The sequence below is a fragment of the Myxosarcina sp. GI1(2024) genome (assembly GCF_053543375.1).
The window spans coordinates 1,562,451-1,584,367 of the sequence record NZ_JBKGTY010000001.1; the positions used below are offsets into that span (position 1 = coordinate 1,562,451).

The following is a 21,917-nucleotide window of genomic DNA, read 5'->3' on the forward strand; positions in this document are numbered from 1 at the left end:
ATGATTAAATTGCAAATTAAGCATCGAGTCGATCGCTTAAGTCTATATTTTATCTGTATTAGAAAGATTGCCCAAATCAATGAAGCCGAATCTACTGGAAAATAGCGTCGACAATGGAAGGAGAGAGCGCGATCGATGGCGAGTTGGCGAGTAGCTTCTGTCGCGAATTTGGCAAACTGTTGCGAAATTGTAAGTAAAGCGATCGCCCGAATGCCTGTAGAATCGAAGCAATAGAAGCTTTAATCGAGTTATTGGAAACAGAAAATTAGAATGCACGTTATTAGCCGTAAGCGTCTCAATGAGTTTGCTGCTAAATATCCCGAAACAAAGACAGCTTTAGTCCAATGGTATAAATTGATGAAGCAGTATGATTTTAATTCTATTGCTGAGTTGAGAGAGATTTTCCCAAGTGCGGATAAGGTTGGTAAACTGACTGTTTTTAATATTGGTGGCAACAAAGTTCGCCTAATTGCAGCGATACACTATAACCGAAGCAAAGTTTATATCCGTGCTGTTTTAACTCATAGTGAATATGATTTAGGTAAATGGAAAGAATAAAATATGCCGACTATAAATATTGATAAAACTATTCAAGCTTGGACGAATTTAAACGATACTCTTTTTGTTCCTCATACAGAAACAGAATATCAAAAACTAGTTAGTTTACTCGACGATTTGATTGATGAAGTGGGAGAAGACGAATCACATCCATTAGCTTCTTTAATGGAAATTATTGGTTTGTTAATTGAAAGCTACGAATCGAAGAATGTACCTGAATTGAATTAAAGATTTTGAATTGAATACCGAACATCTAAATTATGTAGAGATGAAAGATGAACTTTGACCAAGCTGATTTTGAAGTGGGGTGTGAGTGGGGCAAACAAGGAGTTTTGCAGTTAGCTCCTGTTAGTGACGTGGTTATTATTGTCGATGTTCTCTCGTTCTCCACTTGTGTTGACATTGCCAACACAAGTGGAGCAATTATTTATCCCTACCAATGGCGAGATGGAACTGCAAAAATATTTGCTGAGTCAGTTAACGCGGAATTAGCAGACAAGCGTGGCGGCAGTAGTCGTTACTCGCTATCTCCAGCATCGTTAATTACAATCGACAAAAAGATACGGTTAGTGCTTCCTTCTCCTAACGGTTCATCTTTGAGCTTGGCAGCAAAAACAACTCTCACTTTAACTGGATGTTTGAGAAATTGTCGTGCCGTTGCCTTGGCAGCCATGAGCTATGGACGGCAAATTGCTGTCGTGCCAGCAGGAGAGAAATGGAGCGATGGTAGCCTGCGCCCCTCCTTTGAAGACTGGATGGGAGCAGGGGCAATTATCAATTATCTTAACGGAAGTATGTCACCAGAGGCGCAAGCAGCGGCTAAAGTATATCAAAACTTTCAACACAGCTTAAAGTATCTAATTAAGCAGTGTGGCTCTGGTAAGGAATTAATCGAACTAGGTTTTGAGGAAGATGTTCGATTAGCAACAGAGTTAAATGTCAGCAATTGCGTTCCTACCTTAGTTAACAGAGCCTATATCAATCTCGCAAGCTAATTATGAACCTCACAAATTCGATTTTCCAACTGTAAAAAAGATCCAAAAAGAAGAGCTAAATAGCGTATTTATGACCAAAAAATTGTGAGTTATTGATGCGAGCAGAAGCTTCAAACCTATTTGTCAGGGCAAAATATTTAAGTTTTTGGTAATATTGGCAAAAACGATTTTAAAATCAGTAAAGTTAGTTAATTTCTGAAACGACTCACAAATTCAGTTTGGAGAAGTAAATTTGCAATTTTCTACACTTGAGTTCAAATCTATAAATATAGAACAGGAGCAAGATTTGTGCGTTCAATTCAAAGCTGACTCCCTTATTTGTAGCTTTGGTTCTGCTGCTCTGCTTTATCAAAAAGATGGAAGCAGAGTTGAAGAATATTTCCAATGGCTGAGGCAGCGAATGACAGAAATTCCAAACAGTTGCGTACACGTTTGGCAAGAAGAGCAAATTATTGGACAAATAGAGATAAGTCGTTGGAAACACGATTCAAGTGTTGGCTACGTGAATTTGTTTTACCTAATTCCAGAGTTTCGGGGTCGGGGTTTTGGTCGGCAATTAGAGCGATATGCAGCTAATTTTCTCAAACAACTTGGTTGTAAATTAGCTCGATTGAGTGTTAGTTCTACGAATATAGCTGCAATGAAATTTTATCTCAAACACGGATGGATCGATCTAGGGCAACGTGAAGATCTTCCTGAAGTTCATTATTTTACCAAGAGCTTGTAAAAAAGTAAGGATTCAGGTATCAGGGTTGACAAAAAGGAAAAAGAGATTAAAGTAGCCAATAATGAGCGAAGCTAATCACCCCTTCAAAGCCGAAGAACTGCGCCAGTTGTCCAATGAGAAACTGGCAGAAATCGTGACTACCCAACAAAAGCTGATTGAGAAGCTAGAAAAAAGAATAGAACAACTGGAACAGAGCCTCAACCTCGACAGCCAAACCTCATCGAAACCCCCTTCAACTGACTTGCTGAAAAAAAGCGAGAGAAAACCAGAAGTAGGGTTGGAAGAAGCCAAAAAAGAGACAAAAAGAAAACCAGGAGGACAACCAGGACATCAAGGGAAGACGAGAAAAGGATTTGGGCGTGTAGACCGCTACGAAGTATTGAAACCGACCATCTGCTCCAACTGTGGAAATCAACAATGGAAGACTAAGGGGGTACGAGTAGATACTCAACAGGTAGCCCAGTTGGTGGCAAAACCGATACAAGTCGTAGAGTACCAACGTCATCACTGTCAATGCGGCAAGTGTGGAGCAATAGAGGCAGCTCGACGGTCTCCCACAATGATTCCAGGTCAAGACTTGGGAGTCAGACTACAGGGGTTACTTTCCTGGCTGGGAAACTATGCTCATATGTCCTATGCTAAACAGCAAGAACTGTTGTGGGAACTGGGAGCAATAGAAATTAGTAGGGGAACTTTAGTTGCCACCAATGAACGAACGAGTACAACAAGCGAGTATCAACAGTGTTGAAGGGTTGAAAAAGTCGATTAATTCAGAGCATCCTCCTCTACATTGTGACGAAACCCCCTGCTCAGTTAAAGGAGTCAAAGAATGGCTCTGGGTTTTAGCTGGGTCAGAGTTCTGCCTGTTTCATGCCGGCGATACTAGAAAACGCAGAGAATTGGAAGCTGTATTAGGAGTATTCTATGATGGAGTTTTGATTAGCGACGATTTTAGTGTCTACAACGGCTATTCAGTAGCAGGACAACAAAAGTGTTTGGCTCATCTACGTCGTCATTTTCAAAAACTGTTAAAGACTAAAGGGGTAGATAACCAAGAAATTGCTACCACCTTTCTGTCTCTAATTGATGAGGCATTTAAGCAACATCGGGTTTGGCGACAGACCCATCAGGAAAGCCACTATCGAGATTGGGCAGAGGATTTCCGAAGGCGAGTGACTAGCGCAATTAAGACTTGGCTCAAGAATGCTGGTCATGAAGCTGGAAAACTGCTACGTTCGCTGCGTGATAAGGCGGAGCAATGGTGGTATTTTCTGACACATCCTCAGATACCCCCCGACAATAATCTAGCTGAACGATGTTTGAGAACTGCTGTAACCAAGCGGAAAGTTTGTGGTGGCTCTCGTTCCATCGAACGGTTTCAACATACAGCCAACCTGCTGAGTGCAATTCAATCTTGTCGTTTGCAAGGACGTTCGGTGATTACTTTTTTTCAACAGACTTTACAAGCTACAGTTGGACATTGTTCTTATCCTTCTCTTATTCCTCATGCTTGCACCTGAATCCTTACGTAAAAACTAAATTTAATGAGCCAATATTTTATTAAACGTTTACTAATTTCAATTCCTACTTTAATAGCAATTAGTATAATTATTTTTGCAATTTTGGCACTGGCTCCAGGCGATCCGTTGGGAGAGTTTGCTTCTAACCCCGCAATAACTGCTGAAGTCAGGGAAAATATTCGTAAATCTCTGGGACTAGATCAGCCAATTCATATTCGTTATTTTAAATGGTTTGGAGCCTTTATTCGCGGCGATATGGGCTATTCTTTTAATAGCCGCAGTCCCGTATTTGAGTTATTGATTCAGCGTTTGCCCGCGACGCTTTGGGTAGTTGGTTTTGGTTATATTTTTGGGGTGTTAATTGCTTTTCCTTTAGGAATTATTTCGGCTCTCAGACGTTATTCTTTCACCGACCAAATTATTACCACTTTTGCTTTTTTAGGATTTTCTATTCCGCCGTTTTTTACTGGTTTGCTATTTATAATTATTTTTAGCGTTTGGTTAAACTGGTTTCCGTTTATTTACAATAGCACTTTAATAGTTTCCGATTTTGCAAGTTTTATTGCCCTGGTAAAACAATCAATTATGCCGATTTCCGTATTGGCTTTGTATCAGTCGGCAATTTTAATGAGATTTATTCGAGCTGCGATTTTAGAAGAATTAAATCAAGAATACGTGCGGACAGCTATGGCTAAAGGATTGAGTCAATGGGCAATTATTAAAAATCATATTTTACGCAATGCCATGATTCCAGTGGTTACTCTAATTGCTTTAGACGTACCGGCTATTTTTACAGGTGCATTAGTAACCGAACAGGTGTTTCGGGTTCCTGGAATTGGCGCGTTATTAATTGAATCGATTTATCGAAGCGATACCCCAGTAGTGATGGCGATTACTTTTATTTACGGTATTTTAATTGTGTTATTCAATTTAATTGCCGATCTTTTATACGCCGTTCTCGATCCGCGAGTTAAATATTAAATAGATATTTATCTCTACTAAGCTGCTGTTTTCTTAATCGAATTGTTTACTAACCTACCGTCTTCCATGTGGATGATGCGATCGGCAACATCTAAAATACGATTGTCGTGGGTGACTAGTAAAATAGTGCTGCCTTGTTCTCTAGCTAGCTTTTGCATCAAGTTGACTACGTCTCGTCCAGATTTACTGTCCAAAGCCGCTGTCGGTTCGTCGGCTAAGACGATCGCTGGATGTGCCACTAATGCACGAGCGATCGCAACACGTTGTTTTTGTCCACCAGAGAGGTTATCGGGATAGTAATCTAATCTATCTGCCAAGCCTACGTGTTCTAGCATTGCCGCAGCGCGAGCGCGCATTTCTGTTTGAGAGTATTTACCATGAACTTCCAAACCCATCCGCACGTTTTGCAAGGCAGTGAGACTTTTATGCAGGTTATGCGCCTGGAAGATATAACCGTTGTTGCGTCTGGCTTGGACTAACTCTTTGTTACTAGCACCACAAAGCTCTTTACCAAGTATCTTACAGCTTCCCGTCTGGGGCGATCGCAAACCACTAACTAAAGTTAATAAGGTAGTTTTACCCGAACCAGAAGGACCCGTCATTAAGACAATTTCGCCGCGATCTATTTCTAGATTAATATCAAATAAAACCTGTTTGCGGAGTTGACCCGTACCGAAATAATGGTCGAGGTTGTGGATAGAGATTACTGGTTGTTTGTTATTGCTATTCATAATGATTGCTTTCTAATCAACCCGAGTTTGGAACAAGCTGAAACTCCGATTCTATCGAGCTTTGGCTGCATTTCCCATTCTGTTATAAAATGAGTGGCAAAATAGTTTCAACCTAAACTCACGTTAATTTAAATTTAATAATCAATTCTGCAAATGGAAACGCCTGCTTTAAATAGGCGATATTGCATTAGAGAATTATAGTTTTATAGCTGCCGATTTGATAATATTTTGTTTTGCGATCGCAGCTTGAGATAAATTTGACTTTTAAGTTTTCCAGTTTCGTAATTGTCGTTCAAAAACATCGGCATCAATAGTAGATAGATCGAAAGCAACATGAGCGTCTGGACGCAGTAAGATCGTCCGGCCTGTTTTTGCTCCGAGTTGAGTTTCAAAGTCGCCGCGATAGTCTACTAGTGTGCTGGCTTTAAAGTCGTGTAGTTCTGGTAAACCATTGTTTAAAATAATATGAGGTTTTAGCATATCGCCTGCATGAGAGAGGATGCGATCGATCCGTTCCCTTTTGGGATCTAATATATTAGGAGCGACAAACAGTAACAGAGTATAACCAGGAAAGCGCAGAAGTTCGTAAAGTCGAACTGTTTTATGATTGGCAGTCATTAACTCCATATCGGGAATACGCTTTCCAGCTAGTTCTCCCTTCCCCGTATCGTATGTGATTCCTAGTCCTGAAAGGTTTTGCGCTAGCTTACGTTGTATGAATGGTAAGGGAATAAAAAGGCGAAAAAGTGCTTCGCTCAGTTTACGCAATAAAGGCTGACGTAAAAGTAGACTACGCAACAAAAGATCGCTCGTAAGCAAAACTTTTTTGCCGATGGCGTGACGTTCTAAATTATAAGTATTTATTAGTTTTTCTGGTGCTTCATTTTTGACAATAGAAGCCAGCTTCCAACCGAGATTAAAAGCATCTTGAATCCCCGTATTCATACCTTGACCGCCAGCAGGACTATGGGTATGTGCGGCATCGCCCGCTAAAAAGACGCCATCGACCTGGTATTGTGGCACTAACCTCAACTCAGAACTCCAACGCGACAGCCACTTTGGTTTGCTTAATGTAATGGGTTTTTCTAAAATCGCACTAATAGACTCTTCTAACTCATCTAGATTTAGTTCTCGTTTGGATTGGTTTTGATATTTTCTATCGATCGTAACGATACGGTGCGATCCATCATCAAAAGGTACGATAAAAGCCAAGCCGCGGTCGTTAGAATGTTGTTCTGTACCTCCCTCAGCATGATGCCCCGCTAAAAAAACGTCTCCTAGAAATGCCGTCCAGGAGTAAGGGGAACCCTCAAAAGGAAGACCGAGGCTTTCCCGTACTTTACTGTGTGCGCCGTCAGCACCAACGAGATAATCGGCTTCTATCTCAACTTCGTCTGAATTTCCACAATTAATAGTGGCATGGATACCTGTTTCGAAGCTTTTAAAATCGATTAAAGTGCGATCGCGTTCGATTTCAATACCCAGTTCGTTAAGATGACGTTCCAAAATCGTTTCAGTCTCAGCCTGTGGCAAAATCAAAATATAGGGAAAGTGCGTATCGAGTCCATACATATTAGCCCGCAGTGGATTTTTAGCATTAGCACTAAAGTCAATTCCTGGGGATGTATAGCCCTGCCGAACTAACTTATCGGCGACACCCAAAATATCCATAAATTCGAGAGTGCGAGCATGTACTACTAAGGCTTTACTTCTTGTCGAGGGGTGGGTACGCTTTTCGATAATTCGCACATTTACGTTACGTCTGGCTAGTTCGATCGCGGTAGTCATGCCAGTAGGACCAGCACCAACGATTAGAACTTCTGTCTTGTTACTCATGGTAACGAACCTCCTTTTTTGTCGATCAAAATATATCGGCAGGATCGGCTGCCTGAAGTTTGCGGGTGGCGATCGCGCCAGAAATACTGCACATAATAATAGTTAGGATTAATACGGTAACAGCTCTGGTTAGAGGCAAAACTATCGGTAAAGCGGTTGCCATTGCGGTTAAACGATATAAGCCTGCGGCGATCGCTACACTAGGTACAAAACCGATAAAGGATAGAATTAAGGCTTCTTCAAAGACTACACCCAGTAAATAAGTATTGCGATACCCCATAGCCTTAAAGGTGGCGTATTCTGCCATATGATCGTTAACATCGGTAGAAAGAACTTGATAGACGATGACGATACCGACAATGAAACCCATCATCGTACCCAAAGTAAAGACAAAGCCAATGGCGGTACTAGATTTGATGTATTCTAGTTCGGCATCGACATATTCTTCATAGGTGTAAGCTTTAACATCTTGAGGGAGATAGGCATTTAATGCAGCTCTAATATTTTCTGGATCGCGCTTCGCATCTAAGTTTATTACCCCCAAACTAACCGTTCCAGGCTGTTTTTTGGGAAATAAACGCATAAAGTTTTGGCTGCTGGTAATTAGTGCGCCATCGTCGGCAAAAGATGCCCCTACTTCAAACAAACCGCCAATAGTTACAGTAGTGCGATCGATTTCTGTAGTAATGGTTTTGCCTGTTTCAATTTGAGCGATAATTTGGTCATATTCTCCCCGAGAAGCTTTATCGAATAGCACCGTGTCGGGAATTTTAATTTTATCTAATTGGCTGTTTACCTCTGGTAGATCGAAAGCGGATTTGTCTGGATCTAATCCAATTACCATCATCGAGGTTTTTTCGCGATTTTGGGGGTTGCGCCAACTAAGAGAACCAATATACACGGGTTCTGCTGAGTCCACTCCCGGTACATCCATTGCCTGATAGAGTCGTCGGCGTGGAAAGGAGTACAGTTCATTGAAGTTAGTTGCTTGGGTACTAGTTAGAACGATATCTCCCTTAATTTTGCGGGGATACTGGGTGTTGGTAGTATACAGTGCATTCATAAAACCCAACTGCATAAAAATTAAAATATCTGCAAAAGCAATCCCCGATAATGCAGTCAGTAGTCTGAATTTATCGTGTTTGAGTTGCAACCAACCTAAAGGAGTTCGGTTTTTTAAAAATTTAAGCATTTTTGTTGGTGGTTAGTAGTTGGTAGTTTTTAGGGAAATTTTGGATTTAATAAAATTTACTGGGCAGTAGTAGCATAAATTGAAAATTAACTAACTCCTAAATCGATTTTGACGTTCACCAATAGATTGCTCAAACCTGTTACTTTCTGACTAGATTCCTCATCAAGCCTTACTTTGACTTCCACTACTTTGGCATCTACATTGGCTGTAGGATCGGTGTTGACTACTTCTTGCCGTTCTACTTCTAAACCAATATGCTCTACCGTTCCGGTTAGTTCTCCCGAGATGGCACTACTGGTAATAGTGGCTTGTTGCCCTAACTGCACTTTGCCGATATCACTTTCATAAACTTCGGCAACGGCATACATTTGTTCGATCTGACCGATTCTGGCTGTCCCTTCATTGCTGGAAATTGTTTCACCAGGGCGAGTGAGAATTTTAATTACCGTTCCCGCTTGGGGCGATCTGATATAGGCGCGATCGAGTTCAGCTTGGGCTGTAGCTACTGCAGCTCGAGCTTCACTGACTTCAGCGGCAGCTACTTCTACATCTACTGGTCGTACTTCAGCAATTCGATCTAAAGTAGCTTTAGCTTCTAAAATTTGTTCTTGCTTGGCCTTCTCGATCCGTTGCAGATTTGCCTTGGCTTCTTCTAACCGTCTTTGTGCCGTATCGAAGGCAAGCTGTTTACTGTCTCTTTCGGATGCTGAGATCGCACCTTGGTTAAATAACTGCTGATAGCGTTGGTATTCAACTTCGGCGTTTTTCAGTTCCGCCACCAATCTGGCTATAGTGGCTTGCTGCGCGGCAATATCGTTATCTCGTTCGGCTTGCAGGCGTGCGATCGCAGCTTGTTGAGCCTTAATTTCTCCAGTTTTTGCTCCTGCTTTTACCTGCGCTAAATTAGCTTGGGCTACTCTGACTCGTTCTTCTGCTTGTTTTAATGCTGCTTCTAGGCGATCGCGATTATCTAAAACTGCAATGACCTGACCCTTAGTTATTTTATCTCCTTGTTGGACTAACAATTCCTCTACCCGGCTGCCATTAGACCCAGAAGGCGCGGAAACTTGCACAAGTTCGCCACTTGGTTCCAAACGACCTAAAGCTGTCACTGTCTTAACTTGGGGTATTGTAGTTTCGACAGTCTCTTGAGGAGGAGAACTAGAAAATTGGCGCAATCCGTAAATCGCGATTCCTCCTGCTGCTAAGATCGCTGCAATGATTAATCCTGTCGATCGCCCGATGGGAGGATTTGGCGATCTAGGTTTTTTTGTTGTAGCATCCATTTTTAACCACCATTTAAAACTAAACAGTTTAGTCTACTTTTATCTATAATAAAACTAAACCGATTAGTTTAGCAAGCCGAAATAATAAAATAAAAGAAGTCAGATCGAGGGAACATGACGAACACTAAAACCAATTTCGAACGCACTAGATCGGAAGCTAAAGCTGAAGCTATATTGAAAGGCGCGATGGAGGAGTTCCTAGCCAATGGTTACGCTGCTACTAGTATGGATAAGGTAGCCAAAGCCGCAGGAGTTTCTAAAGCTACTGTTTACAGTCACTTTGGCGATAAAGAAGGCTTATTTAATGCTTTGATTCACGATTTAGCCCAAGATAAGTTTCAAACAGTAATGGGTTTACACCAGCCTCAGTCTTTAGAACAGAACCCTAAAATTGTCTTATCGGCAATGGCAAAAAAAATGTTAGAGAATTCTAAAAGTGATCGCGCCTTTCAAGACTTTATTCGCATTATTATCGGCGAGTCGGGACGTTTCCCAGAATTAGCCAAAGCTTATGTTAACAATCTTGCCAAACCGGCTATTGAAACCTTAACCCAATACTTTAAATCCCATCCCCAACTAAAGCTAGAAGATCCAGAAGCTGCAGTTAGAGTAATGATGGGAACATTAATTTATTTTGTAATGTTGCAAGAAATGATGCACGGTAAAGATATCCTACCCTTGGCAGGCGATCGCGTAATTGATACCTTGACCGATTTAATTACAGGCGATCGCGATTAGTTACTCTGCGATCGTAATAATGCGGCGAATTTCATCGGATTTCAAGCCAATTGCCATTGGTCGTCTAACTCCAGGCAGTACTGCGACATCGTAAAGTTCTCTAACTATACCTTCGATACGCAACCAGTGGACGATATCGCCACTTCGCAGATCGATTACCATTAGTCCGCAACGCGGTTCTACCAGTTGCTGTCGCAGTTTTTCATCTAATGCCAAACCCGAAAAAGTCTTATTTTCTCTAGATTTAGAAAGTCCGACTACAGCATAGTCGCCATAAAAAGCGCAACCTCTTAAATAGCCAGGGCAAAAAGTAACGGGTTGGAAAGTTCCTCGTTTTAAATCGACATAGCCAAACTCTCCCGTACCAGAATTTAACAGCCAGAGTTTACCGCGATAGTAGCGAGGAGAGTGGGGCATAGATAAACCTTCGGCAACTATATCCCTAGTCTTAACATCAATAGCACAACCTCCATTATGACGGCGATCGCGCCAACCATCAGTAATATCGGTTTGTCCCACTGAGGTAACAAAACCCGGTTCGCCATCTTTGAGAGCAACACCGTTAAGATGGCAGCGATCTTCTGCTGCTAATTTGGTAATGTAGGGAGGCTGCCACAGAGGTTGAAAACTGTGGGTAGTGCTGATGGTTGCCAAGCAGCTAAATAAAGTGTTGGCAAAAATTAGTTGGTCCGATTTGTCTAAAATTAAATCGTGTACGTCTAGATCGCCAGTAACGTAGCTAGCTTGGGGAACGTAAAGGCAATCGTAACCCTGATAAACTTGTCCCGATTCGAGAGCATTTTGAAAATGCCAAATTTGATATAGAGAACTGAGGTAAAGGGTTTGACCTGAAATCCACAAACCCATGCAGCGATCGAAGGTGCGTTCGAAAATAGAGAGTTTGCCGTTGGGCTGCAAACCAATAAAAAAGATTTTGCCTGCTTGATAGGTGGTAAAAGCAAGACTTAGATTCTGTTCTCTCAGCCAACCGATAAACTGGCGAGAGCTCGATATTTCTAATGAAGGAGAATTATTACTATTGCGATCGTCTGCCGATCGAGCATTATTGAAATTACTAGCTTTAACCATCAATCTCTTGAAAAAGCATTTTAAACTCGGCTCGTATTCTAATTATCTGCACTTTCTGTAATTTCTCTACTGTTGACAAGTAACCTCGAGCATAACCTTAACGTTTCGGATGAGTAGGTAAAATAGAGCAGAGAGGCGACCAGATTTTATCGTTTTTTGTACCTATTGACTAGAAAGCGATCGCCATTTTAAGCGATCGCTTTAATATTGTATTTGCTTTGTAACTTTATCTAGAAGCCTTGAGTTAACCTGTAACAGTGAAGTGCGTTTAACGATAACGTTTTTTGCGACGAGCAATTGCTTTGCGTTTGCGCTTCTCAATTGGGGTTTCGTAGTGGCGACGACGTTTAATATCGGCAAAGATCCCTGCTTTAGATACTTGGCGTTTAAATCGACGTAGTGCAGATTCTATATTTTCGTTTTGTCCAACAACCACTTGGGTCATTAAAAATCATCCTCCAAATAATTTCAATAATTACTTTTGTCTATACGAAATCAAATCAATCGTTTTTAGACACAAGTGCCCTCATATTTTATAGTAGCAGCTTTAAAAAAGAATGCAAATTTCTAGGGCGATCGCCTCGATTAGTAACTACTTAATGTAAAAAATGACGAGTTCCAGTAATTACCATAACCATACCCAACTCGTTAGCGGCGGCGATCGAATCTTTATCTCTAATCGAACCTCCAGGCTGAATTACCGCAGCTATTCCGGCTCGTGCGGCAGTACGTACTGAATCATCAAAAGGAAAGAAACCATCGCTGGCTAGAATACCTCCTCGAGCTCGTTCTCCAGCTTGTTTGAGAGCCAGATCTACCGACCCGACGCGATTCATTTGTCCTGCTCCAATACCCAAAGTAGTGCGATTTTTAGTAACGACGATCGCGTTAGATTTGACGTGTTTGACTATTTTTTGAGCGAAGAGCATTTCGGCGATTTGTTCGGCAGTAGGCTGTTTGGTAGTGACAATTTGCCAATTCTCGGGATTTTCGATTAAATCGTCGCTGGCTTGGACTAAAAAACCACCTGCGATTGCTTTGACAGTTTGTTTGTTACCCGTAACCAAATCTGGTAGCAACAAGATTCGCAGTTTGGATTTGGTTTGAAGAATCTCTTTTGCCTCAGTATTGCAGTCAGGAGCAACGACGCATTCTAAGAATGTTTGAGTTAATACCTCTGCCGTAGCTTTATCAATGGATCGATTGAGTGCTACGATACCGCCAAAAGCAGAGACGGAATCGGCATTAAAGGCTTTTTCATAAGCTGCTACCAAAGTATCGCCGACTGCCGCACCACAAGGATTGGTGTGTTTGAGAATGGCAGCCGCAGGTTCTGTATCGGGAAATTCGGCAATAATTCGCCTTGCTGCTTCTAAATCGACTAAATTATTGTAACTTAATTCTTTACCCTGTAATTTTTCTGCTGCTGCCCAACCTGTAGTTGAGTTACCATCTCGATACCAAGCAGCGCTTTGATGAGAATTTTCTCCGTAGCGTAAAGTCTGTATTTTCGTACCAACTAGACTATAAGTATTTGGTGATTCGGAATTATTCAAACTGGCAAAATAAGCTAAAATGGCGCGATCGTATCTAAAAGTATGAACAAAGGCTCGTTCTGCCATTTTTTGCCGAAATTTTAAAGTTATTTCGCCATTAGCGTTGGTAAGTTCGGTTAAATATTCTGAATATTGGTTGGGATTACATAAAACCGTTACATGAGCAAAATTTTTCGCTGCTGCTCTCAAGAGAGTCGGTCCCCCAATATCAATTTGTTCGATCGCCTCAGCAACCGAAACATAGGCTTTAGCGATAGTTTTTTCAAAGGGATATAGGTTTACCGCTACCAGATCGAAAGGACGAATATCATTCTCCTCCATTTCCGCCGCATCTTCTGGCAAACTTCTTCTACCTAAAATACCGCCATGAATGCGAGGATGAAGTGTTTTCACTCTCCCCCCTAAAATTTCTGGCGATCTGGTAAAATCACTTACTTTAGTAACCTCAATTCCCGATGCTTGTAAAGTTTTTGCCGTACCGCCACTACTAATAATTTCAAACTCAAATTTTTCTACTAGCTGGCGGGCAAAATCTACGATACCTGTTTTATCGGAGACGCTAAGTAGGGCAAGGCGACTCATAACTTTATTTTTACCTCATCGAACGAGCATTATTTACCTTATGATATTTCCGGTATTTTTGCTCCGACTCATGAGGGTCGCCCTCGATACGACCCTACCAATGAACTTTAGTTGCATCTTACGATATTGCTGTCGCTTATTTTCTCGCTCCGAATAGAGAATCGACGATGTCTTTTTCTTGACTGAGGAATAATTCTCTATAGATATTTTCTTTGATCAGCATCTGCTCGTGCATCTGAATTAACAATTCATGTGCTTCTTCTTTAGACAGATGTCGAACGCTATCGCCAAATAGCCTATGGTTGAACTGCTGTTCCATAGTTAGTTGAGATTCTTGTCTATCCATATCCGTCAATCTTCTCCCGATCTGTTTTTGTCTATAACGAATAGCCTTACTCTAAGGATTATTCGATTTACTTTCTGTTACATTGTAAACAATTATTTATATAGATTGACAAAATACAGGGTGTTAATAAGGGTGTTAATATCCGTAAAGAAGAGCTGCTCGAGCGATTTCCTCAATCTCCCAAAGCTTGGAAAAAATTTATCTGTCTGGGGCGATCGCTTGCTTAATGGAAGACTTGGAGGAAAACTTTCAGTACTGAGATCTTAGATTGTGGTATAAGAAAGCCCTTTAATTATGTCGAAGTGCCTAGCGATATTCTCTTTCAGATTTTGCTGTGCCCCATCTGCTACAAGTTAAGCTAGCCAGATGTAGCTGAGTTCTTGTTGATGAGAGGTTTTGAGTTTACCCACGAAGCGGTGCGAGATTGGGCAATTACAGAAACTTGAGGAGAAGAGGTCGAGCATCAAGTCAGAGGTTGTCAAGCTAATCCGATTGAGCAGAGCCATCGAAGAGTGAAGTGACGCTACTATCCGACGCTGGGTTTCCGAGAGTTGGAGGCTGCCCAGAGTTTTGGTCAAACCCTTGATGGCACGACTTGGAAGGTTAAACAGAATTTCTTTATGAATTGTCGACAGCGATCGTTTCTAAACTGATTAAAGCGATCGTTAATGTCAAGCAGGCATAAGCACCTCCAAAACTTGTTCCCACCATTGACCTTTTTCAGCGAATAACCTTCCCACTCATGTCAATAAACAGCTTGGTAGCTCCAGATTCCGGTAGAGTCACTACTTTGAGGAGGAGCGGCAATCGTCCACGGTTGATTGACAAAAGTTACTCTCACTTAGATATTTTGTTCTACGGTTGGAATATTTTACTCAATATTTATTTACTGAATAAAATTACTTTATATGGTTATCCAGGTAGTTTTACTTAAATACGGTTGATTATAAATAGCTCGAGCGATATATTGACAAGTACACACGACGGCTAATTATATACTTGGAATACTTATCGTGACCGAAGTTTTTATTTAAAAAACAGATATTACAGATATTATATTTTATTTATATTTTACCGAGTTAATTGTCTTGAAGAAACTCACTCAAAAACTAAAAAGTATATCACAAAAGTCTTTAGTTAGAAATAGCCTCTGGCAACTGTTAGCTAAAGTTGTTAATATTGTCTGCCAGGCAATGTATTTTACTGTCATCGTGCGCGTTCTCGGCACAGAAAACTATGGATCGTTTGTCGGTATTACTTCTCTAGCTGCTTTAATTTTTCCTTTTGCCCATTTAGGAAGTGGCGATATTTTAATGCAGCAAGTATCCAGACAAAAAAAGAAGTTTTTCACCTCTTGGGGCAATAGTTTATTAATTGTTATCAGCGCGAGTTTATTGTTAACAACGACTGCCTATTTTATTTGTTTTTCTATTTTCTCTCAAAATATCGATCCCAAAGCAATACTAGCGATTTTATTAGCTGATTTGTTTGGTTTGGCAATATTTGACGTTAGTGCCAAAGCATTCATGTCTCACAATCTGTTTAAAAAAACGTCTTTATTACAAATTATTGGCACGGTCAATAAACTGTTAGCAGCAATACTGTTAGCAACTGGTTACAAACAACCAAATTTGTGGCACTGGTCTTATTTATATTTAGCAAGTACGATAACTACATCAACTCTAGGAATGATTTGGGTAAATCAAACCTTAGGTAAACCGCAATTAGCTCCGAAGATTGTATCATCAAAGATCTCTCAAGGAATCTACTTTTCGATCGGACAATCTGCCTACAATATTAATTCTCATATTGATAAGACAATGCTGGCAAGCATGGCTTCTTTAGAAGCCACCGGCATTTATGGTGCAGCTTATCGTTTGGTAGAAGTTGGTAGTATTCCCATTTATTCGGTACTCACAGCTTGTTATCCTAGATTTTTCCAAGAAGGGGCAACTGGTATTAGTGGTTGTCTGCGTTTGGTCAAGCGTCTCCTGCCTTTTGCCGTCATCTTCAGTATTTTCGCTTTAATAGGTTTTTTAATTTTTGCACCTTGGATTACATATATCTTGGGAGAAGAGTACCGAAATGCGATCGCTGCCGTACGTTGGCTGGCTTTTATACCGATTGTCGGTTCGTTTCAGCTATTGCTGGGAGATTCTTTAACCGGAGCGGGTTTTCAAAAAATCCGCAGCGCAATTCAAGTAACAACTGCTCTGGGCAATGTGGGCTTGAATTTTTGGTTGATTCCTTTATACTCCTGGCGGGGTGCGGCTTGGGCGACGCTAGGTTCTGATAGTTTTCGGGTGATTTGTTTGGCAATAGCTGTAGGGTGGTTTTATTATCAACAAAGAGAAATTTAGTTTCTGACGACAAAGTTACTAAAACTACTGCCGGTATCATCTCCCCATTCCCAGCAGGAGTTACGCAGTTGAAGAAGAAATGCGATAAAAAGGAGGCAAGAACCCACCAAAATACACAGCTACTGAATATATCAACTTCCTGATTGCTACTCAGAAAGCTTACAGTTGTAGAGAAGCTGAGCGAGTGCAACCAAAACAGCCAGAACCACCAGCTCATGATGCTATTACTCGCTTACTACATCGCGTGGAACCAAACGTAGAGGAGCTATGGGATGAAGCGAGAGGATTGGTCAAGCTCAAAGAAGGTATTTTGGTTGTAGACGATTCAGTGTTGAACAAGCTGTATGCCCAAAAAATGGAATTGGTTAGCTGGCAGTGGTCGGGCAAACACGGACGAGTAGTCAAAGGCATCAATCTGACAACCATGCTCTGGACAAATGGGGATAAACACATTCCCTGCGACTACCGACTTTATGAGAAAGCAGTTGATGGTGCTACAAAAAACGACCACTTCCGCGCCATGCTACAAACGGTACGAGAGCGAGACTTTATACTGCGCTGTGTGGCGTTTGATAGCTGGTTCAGTGCCTTAGATAATCTGAAGCTAATTCGTAGTTATGGTTGGACTTGGCTGACTCGACTGAAGCGTAATCGGTTGGTCAATCCCGAGCGCCTTGGCAATCGTCGGGTGGATGAAGTTGATTTAAGTGAAACAGGGACGATCGTTCATCTCAAAGGTTATGGCTGAATCAAAGTCTTCAAGATAGTTGCTACAGACGGTGACATTGATTACTGGGCTACCAACGACCTTCAGATGACTCCTCTTCGTCGACTACAGTATGCTGAGTTTGAGTGGGCGATCGAGGAATATCACCGAGGGCTAAAACAATGTTGTGGCGTTGAGCGGGCACAAGTTCGTTCCGCTCGTGCACAGCGCAACCATATTGGTTTAGCTATTCGCGCCTTCCTACGCCTAGAAATCCAATGGTTCAACACGGGCATCAGTTGGTATGAAGCTAAAACTAGCATTATACGTGAGGCAGTGCGTTCCTATTTGTCCTCTCCTTGGTTAACTCTCCCACCAACTGCGTAACTCCTGTTGGTAAAATTTTTGCCGATAGAGGTTATGTCTCTCAAAAGCTTGCTAATCAACTCCTGGAAGAGTTGGGGATTCAGTTTTTTGCCAAGCCTCATCGTAATATAAAAAATCAGCTAATGTGTCTTCATGACAAGCTTTTGTCCCGCCAACGCTCGATTATTGAAACGATTAATGACCAACTAAAAAATATGGTAGTGCTAAAGATGTAATGAAGCATTATAGTAATACACGAAGTGCCAGATAGCACCTAGATGATTCTCTAATGATTTGGAAAATGATAGGGTTTTTCCCACTAATCGAGATACTCTTTGTCTAAGAGTATTGTTAAACCGTTCAATATAACTTGTTCTTCCTGTTTCTTTTCCCACTGCTTGATGGGGTTGTTGAGGAAATACCGTCTCATAAGCTGCCCAAAAATCAGACGATAGACAGGAGGTAGCGAATTCCACAGTTCTGGCGCTGCTTGTTCGCTGCGATTGCGCTCCGCGCAGTGGCAAAGCCAATCGCCAATTGTTACCCCAACGATTTCACGAGTTTTGGAATCCAAAGCTAACCAGACCCATTGTTTATTTCCTTGATGGTCTACAAATGACACGGGGCTTTCAAGGTGCGGAACCTGTGTCCGCACACAGCCCCTCCACATTGCATCACACTGCTTCGTCAATTTCCCCTTTTTTTGGGTGTGACTTTTATTTCTCTGGGAACTAGAGCATATTTATTTATGGTTAACATAGGTTTGAAGCCACTTTTCTGACACTTCAACTGCTCGTGCAATACCTGCCAAAGAAATTCTTTCTAATCAGAGCCTGTCAATCAACTCCCGTTTCTCTTGATTAACGACGATTTTTTGCGGTTTCTCTACAAATTGACGATGACATTGATTACATCTAAACCTTTGTTTTCCGTTGTGAATCCGACCATTTTTGACAATTTTCTCAGAATGGCAGCTTGGACAAGTAGGCTTTGCTCTCGAGTTATTTAAGCTCGACGTTTATTTTAGATCGTTACTTCTACAGGACTACCCCCATGGCATCAATAGTCACAATTGCCCCGGTAACATCAATTAACTCCAATAAGGCTGGAATAGCCGTTATTTCATTAGAATGGTCTTCGACTTTAACTTGTCCTCAAATTAACTTGTGTTCCGCAGCCCATGCTGTTACTAGATGTAAGGCTTTTAGACCCCCTTCACGGTCATAAGAGCCTCTCAAACATTTACCATCAATAGGCACAATCTGTTGGTTTAAAGAAGGGATTAATTCTTCTACCCATCTGGTAAAACTAGCTTCGAGAGCTGAGGGGTCGAGCCTCTCAAAAACCCGACGAAAAGTATCGTCGCTCGGTATTCCATTAGGTAATTCTAAAAATTCTTCTAACCACTGTTGCTTGGCATAACCGTAATTTTCGATATCTTCCCAGCCTTCACCTCCAGCGATTACAGCCAAAATGGCAATGACTAAAATATCTTGTAACAAGTGTAGTGTTTTTTCGTTCGATTAACTCTCGGGTCTCGAAGTTCCTGAAAATAACTGGATAAATCAGCTTGTATTTGAGAAATTGGGGTGAGTTTTGCTCGGACTGTTGCTAGTTTTTCTGGTTTAGCTTTTACAGGTGCAAATCCTTTACCCATCAATTCTTTCCCCTAATAGTCTCAATTTACTCTAGTTAATATTAAAACTATATTATATAAGCGAAACACTATTACTTTAAAAAAGAGATTGTATAAGATTACTTTTGTCAAGTACATTTTATACCAAATAAGATGAGCTTAACCTGGGTTAGTTGACCCATTAAAGGGCCGAAGCTTTTTCTATGAATTCTCACATGGATCTGTCAATAAGTTTGTGTCAAAGAAAGTTAAAGTGGAAGCCGTCCTTCAAACTCGATGGCAAATCGATTTAAAGCAGCTTTCCAATCCCGTAAAGGTCTAGTCCATCTCTGAGATAAGTTATTAATCGCAAGATAAATAACTTTGAGCGCAGCTTCATCTGTTGGAAAAATCCGATGATTCTTCAACACTTTTCTAAGAGTCATATTCATCGACTCGATCGCATTAGTGGTGTAAATAATGCGACGGATTTCTGGAGGAAACTGGAAAAACGGAATCACGTGCTGCCAGTGAGCCAGCCAAGACCTACTAATTGGGGCATAAGTGGAGTCCCACTTGTCAGCAAAAGTTATTAGTGCCTGTTCGGCTTCAGCTTCAGTAGCGGCAGTGTACACTCGTTTGAGGTCAGCGGCAACAGCTTTACGGTGTTTGTAGGAGACATAGCGTAGGGAGTTCCTGACCATGTGTACCATACATAACTGTACGCGGGTTTGCGTAAATACCGTTTCAATCGCTTCGGCGAAGCCCGTCAGACCATCGATACAAGCAATAAAGATATCCTTGACTCCACGATTCTTTAACTCAGTTAACACCGACAGCCAGAATTTTGCCGTTTCTGTCTGGGTCATCCACAGCCCCAATAACTCCTTATCGCCTTCGATGTTGATTCCCAGAGCTAGATGGACGGCTTTGTTGATGACTCTTCCCTCCTGTCTGACTTTGACGACCAAAGCATCAAAAAAGATAATTGGATACACTGCCTCTAGGCTGCGATTTTGCCACTGGAGTCGCTCTTCATGAACCGCATTGGTTACTTGAGATACCAGGGCTGGCGATACTTCTACTCCATAAAGGTCTTGTAGTTGGGCTTGGATATCACGAGTGGTCATTCCTCTCGCATACAGGGCGAGAATCTTGTCATCGAAGCCTGTAAAACGAGTTTGTCCTTTTTTGACCATCTGAGGCTCGAATTGGCGATCGCGATCGCGAGGCACGGCAAGTTCCGCTTCGCCAAACTCCCCCTTAATGGTTTTACGGCTGTGTCCGTTGCGTCGATTTTGTCGCTCTTTTTTGCCCCGCTCTGCCTTCTGAGTCTCTAGATGTACGTCTATTTCAGCTTCTAAACAACGCTCTACGAGTTTTTTGGTCAGTTGTTTGAGGATTCCTCCTTCTCCAATAAGGTCTTCTGGTTTTTCATAGTCTTTGAGCAGTTCATCAATTAACTCTGGTCGAAAGGTCATAGTCTCATTCCTCACATTAATTCTATTTATTAGAGTGTGTTTTGACCTTTGACACAATTTATTTTACATACCCGTAGCTGGATTGACGAACTTGTCTGGGGTGACAATCGCCTTGGAATAGAAAGTTTGGGGGATCAAAGAAAAGAGAACAAGGGAGCTAAGCCACTATTAAACGAGCAACAAAAAGCTTTATTGTGGCCAACTCTTCAAGCACCACCAGTCGATGGCGGATTATGGACGGGAACCAAAGTAGCAGCTTGGATGAGTGACTTATTGGACATAGAGATCGCACCTCAAAGAGGATGGGATTATCTTCGAGGATTAGAATATGTCCGTCGAAGACCAAGACCTGCTCATCTCGAAAGCGATCTACAAGAGCAACAACGCTGGAAAAAAGCGCACCGCCTGCGCCGAGGTTTCCTCGGCGTAAAGACGGAGCAAGCAAACTGGCGCAGACTGCCGCAGAAATTAAACGGCAACATCCCGAATCAACGGTAGAAACTTGGGCTGAAGATGAGCATCGAATCGGATTACAGCCAGTGAATCGAATCATTGGGATAGAAAAAGGTCAGCAACCTATAGCGAAAGTTAATTGGCAATTCCAATGGTTGTGGTTAGCAGGATTGGTACATCCGAATTCAGGAGAAACTTATTGGTGGATTGTACCCAAGCTGAACAATAAAGTGTTTCGTCTTTTGTTAGAAGATTTTGCTCGGCATTTTGAGCTAGGTAAAAAAAAGCGAGTCATTTTAGCACTAGCTCGAGCCTCTTTTCATATTACTGAAAAGCTAAAAGTTCCCACAGGACTACATTTAGTCTGGATGCCCCCTAAATCACCAGAATTACAACCTGCTGAAAGATGATGGCCTCTAACTAATGAAGCGAGCGCTAACCAAACTTTTGACGCTCTTGACCAATTAGAGGAAATTCTGGTTCAAAGATGCCGTAGTTTACTTCGACAACCACAATTGATTCAAGGATTAACCAACTATCATTGGTGGCCTGAAGACTTAATTTGATCCTGAAGACTTAATTTGATTATGGGTATTCAAACGGATTTGATATGAGTCCGAGATATACTAAGTAAATGGACTAAATTAAAGTTAACTGTGAAAATTAGGAGACAGGAGACAGGAGTAATAAAGGTTTTGGGCGAACTACTAACTCTTGTTATTTTGCATTTAATTCTGTTTACCTACATACCTGTTGGGCAGAATTGCCGATAGTTAAAGCAGCTTTTCAGCAGCAGGAT

The 21,917-nt window shown here is 41.5% G+C and carries 19 protein-coding genes and 6 pseudogenes; 14 read left to right on the top strand and 11 right to left on the bottom strand.

The features are described from left to right. Positions 1-270 precede the first annotated feature (270 nt). The 6 genes and pseudogenes from ACLFKQ_RS07475 (at position 271) to ACLFKQ_RS07500 (ending at position 4,781) form a co-directional block, all read left to right on the top strand. Positions 271-558, top strand: coding sequence for a type II toxin-antitoxin system HigB family toxin (locus tag ACLFKQ_RS07475; RefSeq protein WP_448999183.1), 288 nt, complete (start codon positions 271-273; stop codon positions 556-558). A 3-nt stretch (positions 559-561) separates the two neighbouring features. Continuing rightward, positions 562-786: a hypothetical protein gene (locus tag ACLFKQ_RS07480; RefSeq protein WP_448999184.1), complete on the top strand. Its 225-nt coding sequence runs from the start codon at positions 562-564 to the stop codon at positions 784-786. Positions 787-833: 47 nt separating this feature from the next. Next, positions 834-1,553, top strand: coding sequence for a 2-phosphosulfolactate phosphatase (locus ACLFKQ_RS07485; RefSeq protein WP_448999185.1), 720 nt, complete (start codon positions 834-836; stop codon positions 1,551-1,553). Between the two features lie 286 nt (positions 1,554-1,839). Further along, positions 1,840-2,280 (top strand): GNAT family N-acetyltransferase, encoded by a 441-nt coding sequence (locus ACLFKQ_RS07490; RefSeq protein ID WP_448999186.1) that lies wholly within the window; start codon positions 1,840-1,842, stop codon positions 2,278-2,280. Between the two features lie 61 nt (positions 2,281-2,341). Continuing rightward, positions 2,342-3,800: pseudogene (gene tnpC, locus ACLFKQ_RS07495) on the top strand (IS66 family transposase). A gap of 24 nt (positions 3,801-3,824) precedes the next feature. Further along, on the top strand, positions 3,825-4,781 hold the full coding sequence (locus ACLFKQ_RS07500) for an ABC transporter permease (protein WP_448999187.1): 957 nt from the start codon (positions 3,825-3,827) through the stop codon (positions 4,779-4,781). Between the two features lie 17 nt (positions 4,782-4,798). On the opposite strand, the gene ACLFKQ_RS07505 is transcribed toward ACLFKQ_RS07500, so the two are convergent. The 4 genes from ACLFKQ_RS07505 to ACLFKQ_RS07520 form a co-directional block, all read right to left on the bottom strand. Further along, on the bottom strand, positions 4,799-5,512 hold the full coding sequence (locus ACLFKQ_RS07505; RefSeq protein ID WP_448999188.1) for a DevA family ABC transporter ATP-binding protein: 714 nt from the start codon (positions 5,510-5,512) through the stop codon (positions 4,799-4,801). A gap of 264 nt (positions 5,513-5,776) precedes the next feature. Continuing rightward, positions 5,777-7,348 (bottom strand): FAD-dependent monooxygenase, encoded by a 1,572-nt coding sequence (locus ACLFKQ_RS07510; protein WP_448999189.1) that lies wholly within the window; start codon positions 7,346-7,348, stop codon positions 5,777-5,779. 25 nt (positions 7,349-7,373) lie between these two features. Beyond that, on the bottom strand, positions 7,374-8,540 hold the full coding sequence (devC, locus tag ACLFKQ_RS07515) for an ABC transporter permease DevC (RefSeq protein WP_448999190.1): 1,167 nt from the start codon (positions 8,538-8,540) through the stop codon (positions 7,374-7,376). An 86-nt stretch (positions 8,541-8,626) separates the two neighbouring features. Then, a complete protein-coding gene (locus tag ACLFKQ_RS07520; RefSeq protein ID WP_448999191.1) occupies positions 8,627-9,826 on the bottom strand; it encodes an ABC exporter membrane fusion protein in 1,200 nt (399 codons plus the stop codon). A 114-nt stretch (positions 9,827-9,940) separates the two neighbouring features. Here ACLFKQ_RS07520 and ACLFKQ_RS07525 point away from each other — a divergent pair, with 114 nt between their 5' ends. Then, positions 9,941-10,564 (top strand): TetR/AcrR family transcriptional regulator, encoded by a 624-nt coding sequence (locus tag ACLFKQ_RS07525; RefSeq protein WP_448999192.1) that lies wholly within the window; start codon positions 9,941-9,943, stop codon positions 10,562-10,564. Here ACLFKQ_RS07525 and ACLFKQ_RS07530 read toward each other — a convergent pair whose 3' ends face one another. The 4 genes from ACLFKQ_RS07530 to ACLFKQ_RS07545 all read right to left on the bottom strand — a co-directional run bounded on the left by ACLFKQ_RS07530 (position 10,565) and on the right by ACLFKQ_RS07545 (position 14,137). Continuing rightward, positions 10,565-11,653 (bottom strand): TIGR03032 family protein, encoded by a 1,089-nt coding sequence (locus ACLFKQ_RS07530; RefSeq protein ID WP_448999193.1) that lies wholly within the window; start codon positions 11,651-11,653, stop codon positions 10,565-10,567. Positions 11,654-11,921: 268 nt separating this feature from the next. Beyond that, a complete protein-coding gene (gene rpsU, locus ACLFKQ_RS07535) occupies positions 11,922-12,098 on the bottom strand; it encodes a 30S ribosomal protein S21 (protein ID WP_006507325.1) in 177 nt (58 codons plus the stop codon). Between the two features lie 151 nt (positions 12,099-12,249). Beyond that, positions 12,250-13,791 (bottom strand): bifunctional phosphoribosylaminoimidazolecarboxamide formyltransferase/IMP cyclohydrolase, encoded by a 1,542-nt coding sequence (gene purH / locus ACLFKQ_RS07540; RefSeq protein ID WP_448999194.1) that lies wholly within the window; start codon positions 13,789-13,791, stop codon positions 12,250-12,252. 136 nt (positions 13,792-13,927) lie between these two features. Continuing rightward, positions 13,928-14,137, bottom strand: a complete 210-nt coding sequence (locus tag ACLFKQ_RS07545; RefSeq protein ID WP_448999195.1) for an NblA/ycf18 family protein — start codon at positions 14,135-14,137, stop codon at positions 13,928-13,930. A gap of 284 nt (positions 14,138-14,421) precedes the next feature. Here ACLFKQ_RS07545 and ACLFKQ_RS07550 point away from each other — a divergent pair. The 5 genes and pseudogenes from ACLFKQ_RS07550 to ACLFKQ_RS07570 all read left to right on the top strand — a co-directional run. Continuing rightward, a pseudogene (locus ACLFKQ_RS07550) lies at positions 14,422-14,724 on the top strand (hypothetical protein); the annotation flags it as partial. Between the two features lie 155 nt (positions 14,725-14,879). Further along, positions 14,880-15,071 (top strand): hypothetical protein, encoded by a 192-nt coding sequence (locus tag ACLFKQ_RS07555; RefSeq protein WP_448999196.1) that lies wholly within the window; start codon positions 14,880-14,882, stop codon positions 15,069-15,071. A 154-nt stretch (positions 15,072-15,225) separates the two neighbouring features. Then, positions 15,226-16,497 (top strand): flippase, encoded by a 1,272-nt coding sequence (locus ACLFKQ_RS07560; RefSeq protein ID WP_448999197.1) that lies wholly within the window; start codon positions 15,226-15,228, stop codon positions 16,495-16,497. Between the two features lie 130 nt (positions 16,498-16,627). Continuing rightward, positions 16,628-17,590: pseudogene (locus ACLFKQ_RS07565) on the top strand (IS701 family transposase). Positions 17,591-17,598: 8 nt separating this feature from the next. Next, a pseudogene (locus ACLFKQ_RS07570) lies at positions 17,599-17,787 on the top strand (transposase); the annotation flags it as partial. A 6-nt stretch (positions 17,788-17,793) separates the two neighbouring features. On the opposite strand, the pseudogene ACLFKQ_RS07575 reads toward ACLFKQ_RS07570, so the two are convergent. The 3 genes and pseudogenes from ACLFKQ_RS07575 to ACLFKQ_RS07585 form a co-directional block, all read right to left on the bottom strand. After that, positions 17,794-18,527 (bottom strand): annotated as a pseudogene (locus ACLFKQ_RS07575) (IS1 family transposase). Positions 18,528-18,618: 91 nt separating this feature from the next. After that, positions 18,619-19,226 (bottom strand): annotated as a pseudogene (locus tag ACLFKQ_RS07580) (ISAs1 family transposase); the annotation flags it as partial. A gap of 227 nt (positions 19,227-19,453) precedes the next feature. Continuing rightward, positions 19,454-20,665 (bottom strand): IS256 family transposase, encoded by a 1,212-nt coding sequence (locus ACLFKQ_RS07585; protein ID WP_448998010.1) that lies wholly within the window; start codon positions 20,663-20,665, stop codon positions 19,454-19,456. 48 nt (positions 20,666-20,713) lie between these two features. Between ACLFKQ_RS07585 and ACLFKQ_RS07590 the strand changes: the two genes are divergently transcribed. After that, complete coding sequence (locus ACLFKQ_RS07590) at positions 20,714-21,163, top strand: winged helix-turn-helix domain-containing protein (protein ID WP_448999198.1); 450 nt, start codon at positions 20,714-20,716, stop codon at positions 21,161-21,163. Beyond that, complete coding sequence (locus ACLFKQ_RS07595; RefSeq protein ID WP_448999478.1) at positions 21,133-21,528, top strand: transposase; 396 nt, start codon at positions 21,133-21,135, stop codon at positions 21,526-21,528. The genes ACLFKQ_RS07590 and ACLFKQ_RS07595 overlap by 31 nt, the downstream gene beginning before the upstream one ends. Positions 21,529-21,917: the final 389 nt, after the last annotated feature.

What these genes read in the sequence shown, in the direction of transcription:
- devC (WP_448999190.1), bottom strand. Translation starts at nt 8,540, where the DNA reads ATGCTTAAATTTTTAAAAAACCGAACTCCTTTAGGTTGGTTGCAACTC.
- ACLFKQ_RS07525 (WP_448999192.1), top strand. Translation starts at nt 9,941, where the DNA reads ATGACGAACACTAAAACCAATTTCGAACGCACTAGATCGGAAGCTAAA.
- ACLFKQ_RS07475 (WP_448999183.1), top strand. Translation starts at nt 271, where the DNA reads ATGCACGTTATTAGCCGTAAGCGTCTCAATGAGTTTGCTGCTAAATAT.
- ACLFKQ_RS07555 (WP_448999196.1), top strand. Translation starts at nt 14,880, where the DNA reads ATGTCAATAAACAGCTTGGTAGCTCCAGATTCCGGTAGAGTCACTACT.
- ACLFKQ_RS07510 (WP_448999189.1), bottom strand. Translation starts at nt 7,348, where the DNA reads ATGAGTAACAAGACAGAAGTTCTAATCGTTGGTGCTGGTCCTACTGGC.
- ACLFKQ_RS07480 (WP_448999184.1), top strand. Translation starts at nt 562, where the DNA reads ATGCCGACTATAAATATTGATAAAACTATTCAAGCTTGGACGAATTTA.
- ACLFKQ_RS07530 (WP_448999193.1), bottom strand. Translation starts at nt 11,653, where the DNA reads ATGGTTAAAGCTAGTAATTTCAATAATGCTCGATCGGCAGACGATCGC.
- ACLFKQ_RS07545 (WP_448999195.1), bottom strand. Translation starts at nt 14,137, where the DNA reads ATGGATAGACAAGAATCTCAACTAACTATGGAACAGCAGTTCAACCAT.
- ACLFKQ_RS07500 (WP_448999187.1), top strand. Translation starts at nt 3,825, where the DNA reads ATGAGCCAATATTTTATTAAACGTTTACTAATTTCAATTCCTACTTTA.
- ACLFKQ_RS07485 (WP_448999185.1), top strand. Translation starts at nt 834, where the DNA reads ATGAACTTTGACCAAGCTGATTTTGAAGTGGGGTGTGAGTGGGGCAAA.
- rpsU (WP_006507325.1), bottom strand. Translation starts at nt 12,098, where the DNA reads ATGACCCAAGTGGTTGTTGGACAAAACGAAAATATAGAATCTGCACTA.
- ACLFKQ_RS07585 (WP_448998010.1), bottom strand. Translation starts at nt 20,665, where the DNA reads ATGACCTTTCGACCAGAGTTAATTGATGAACTGCTCAAAGACTATGAA.
- ACLFKQ_RS07520 (WP_448999191.1), bottom strand. Translation starts at nt 9,826, where the DNA reads ATGGATGCTACAACAAAAAAACCTAGATCGCCAAATCCTCCCATCGGG.
- purH (WP_448999194.1), bottom strand. Translation starts at nt 13,791, where the DNA reads ATGAGTCGCCTTGCCCTACTTAGCGTCTCCGATAAAACAGGTATCGTA.
- ACLFKQ_RS07505 (WP_448999188.1), bottom strand. Translation starts at nt 5,512, where the DNA reads ATGAATAGCAATAACAAACAACCAGTAATCTCTATCCACAACCTCGAC.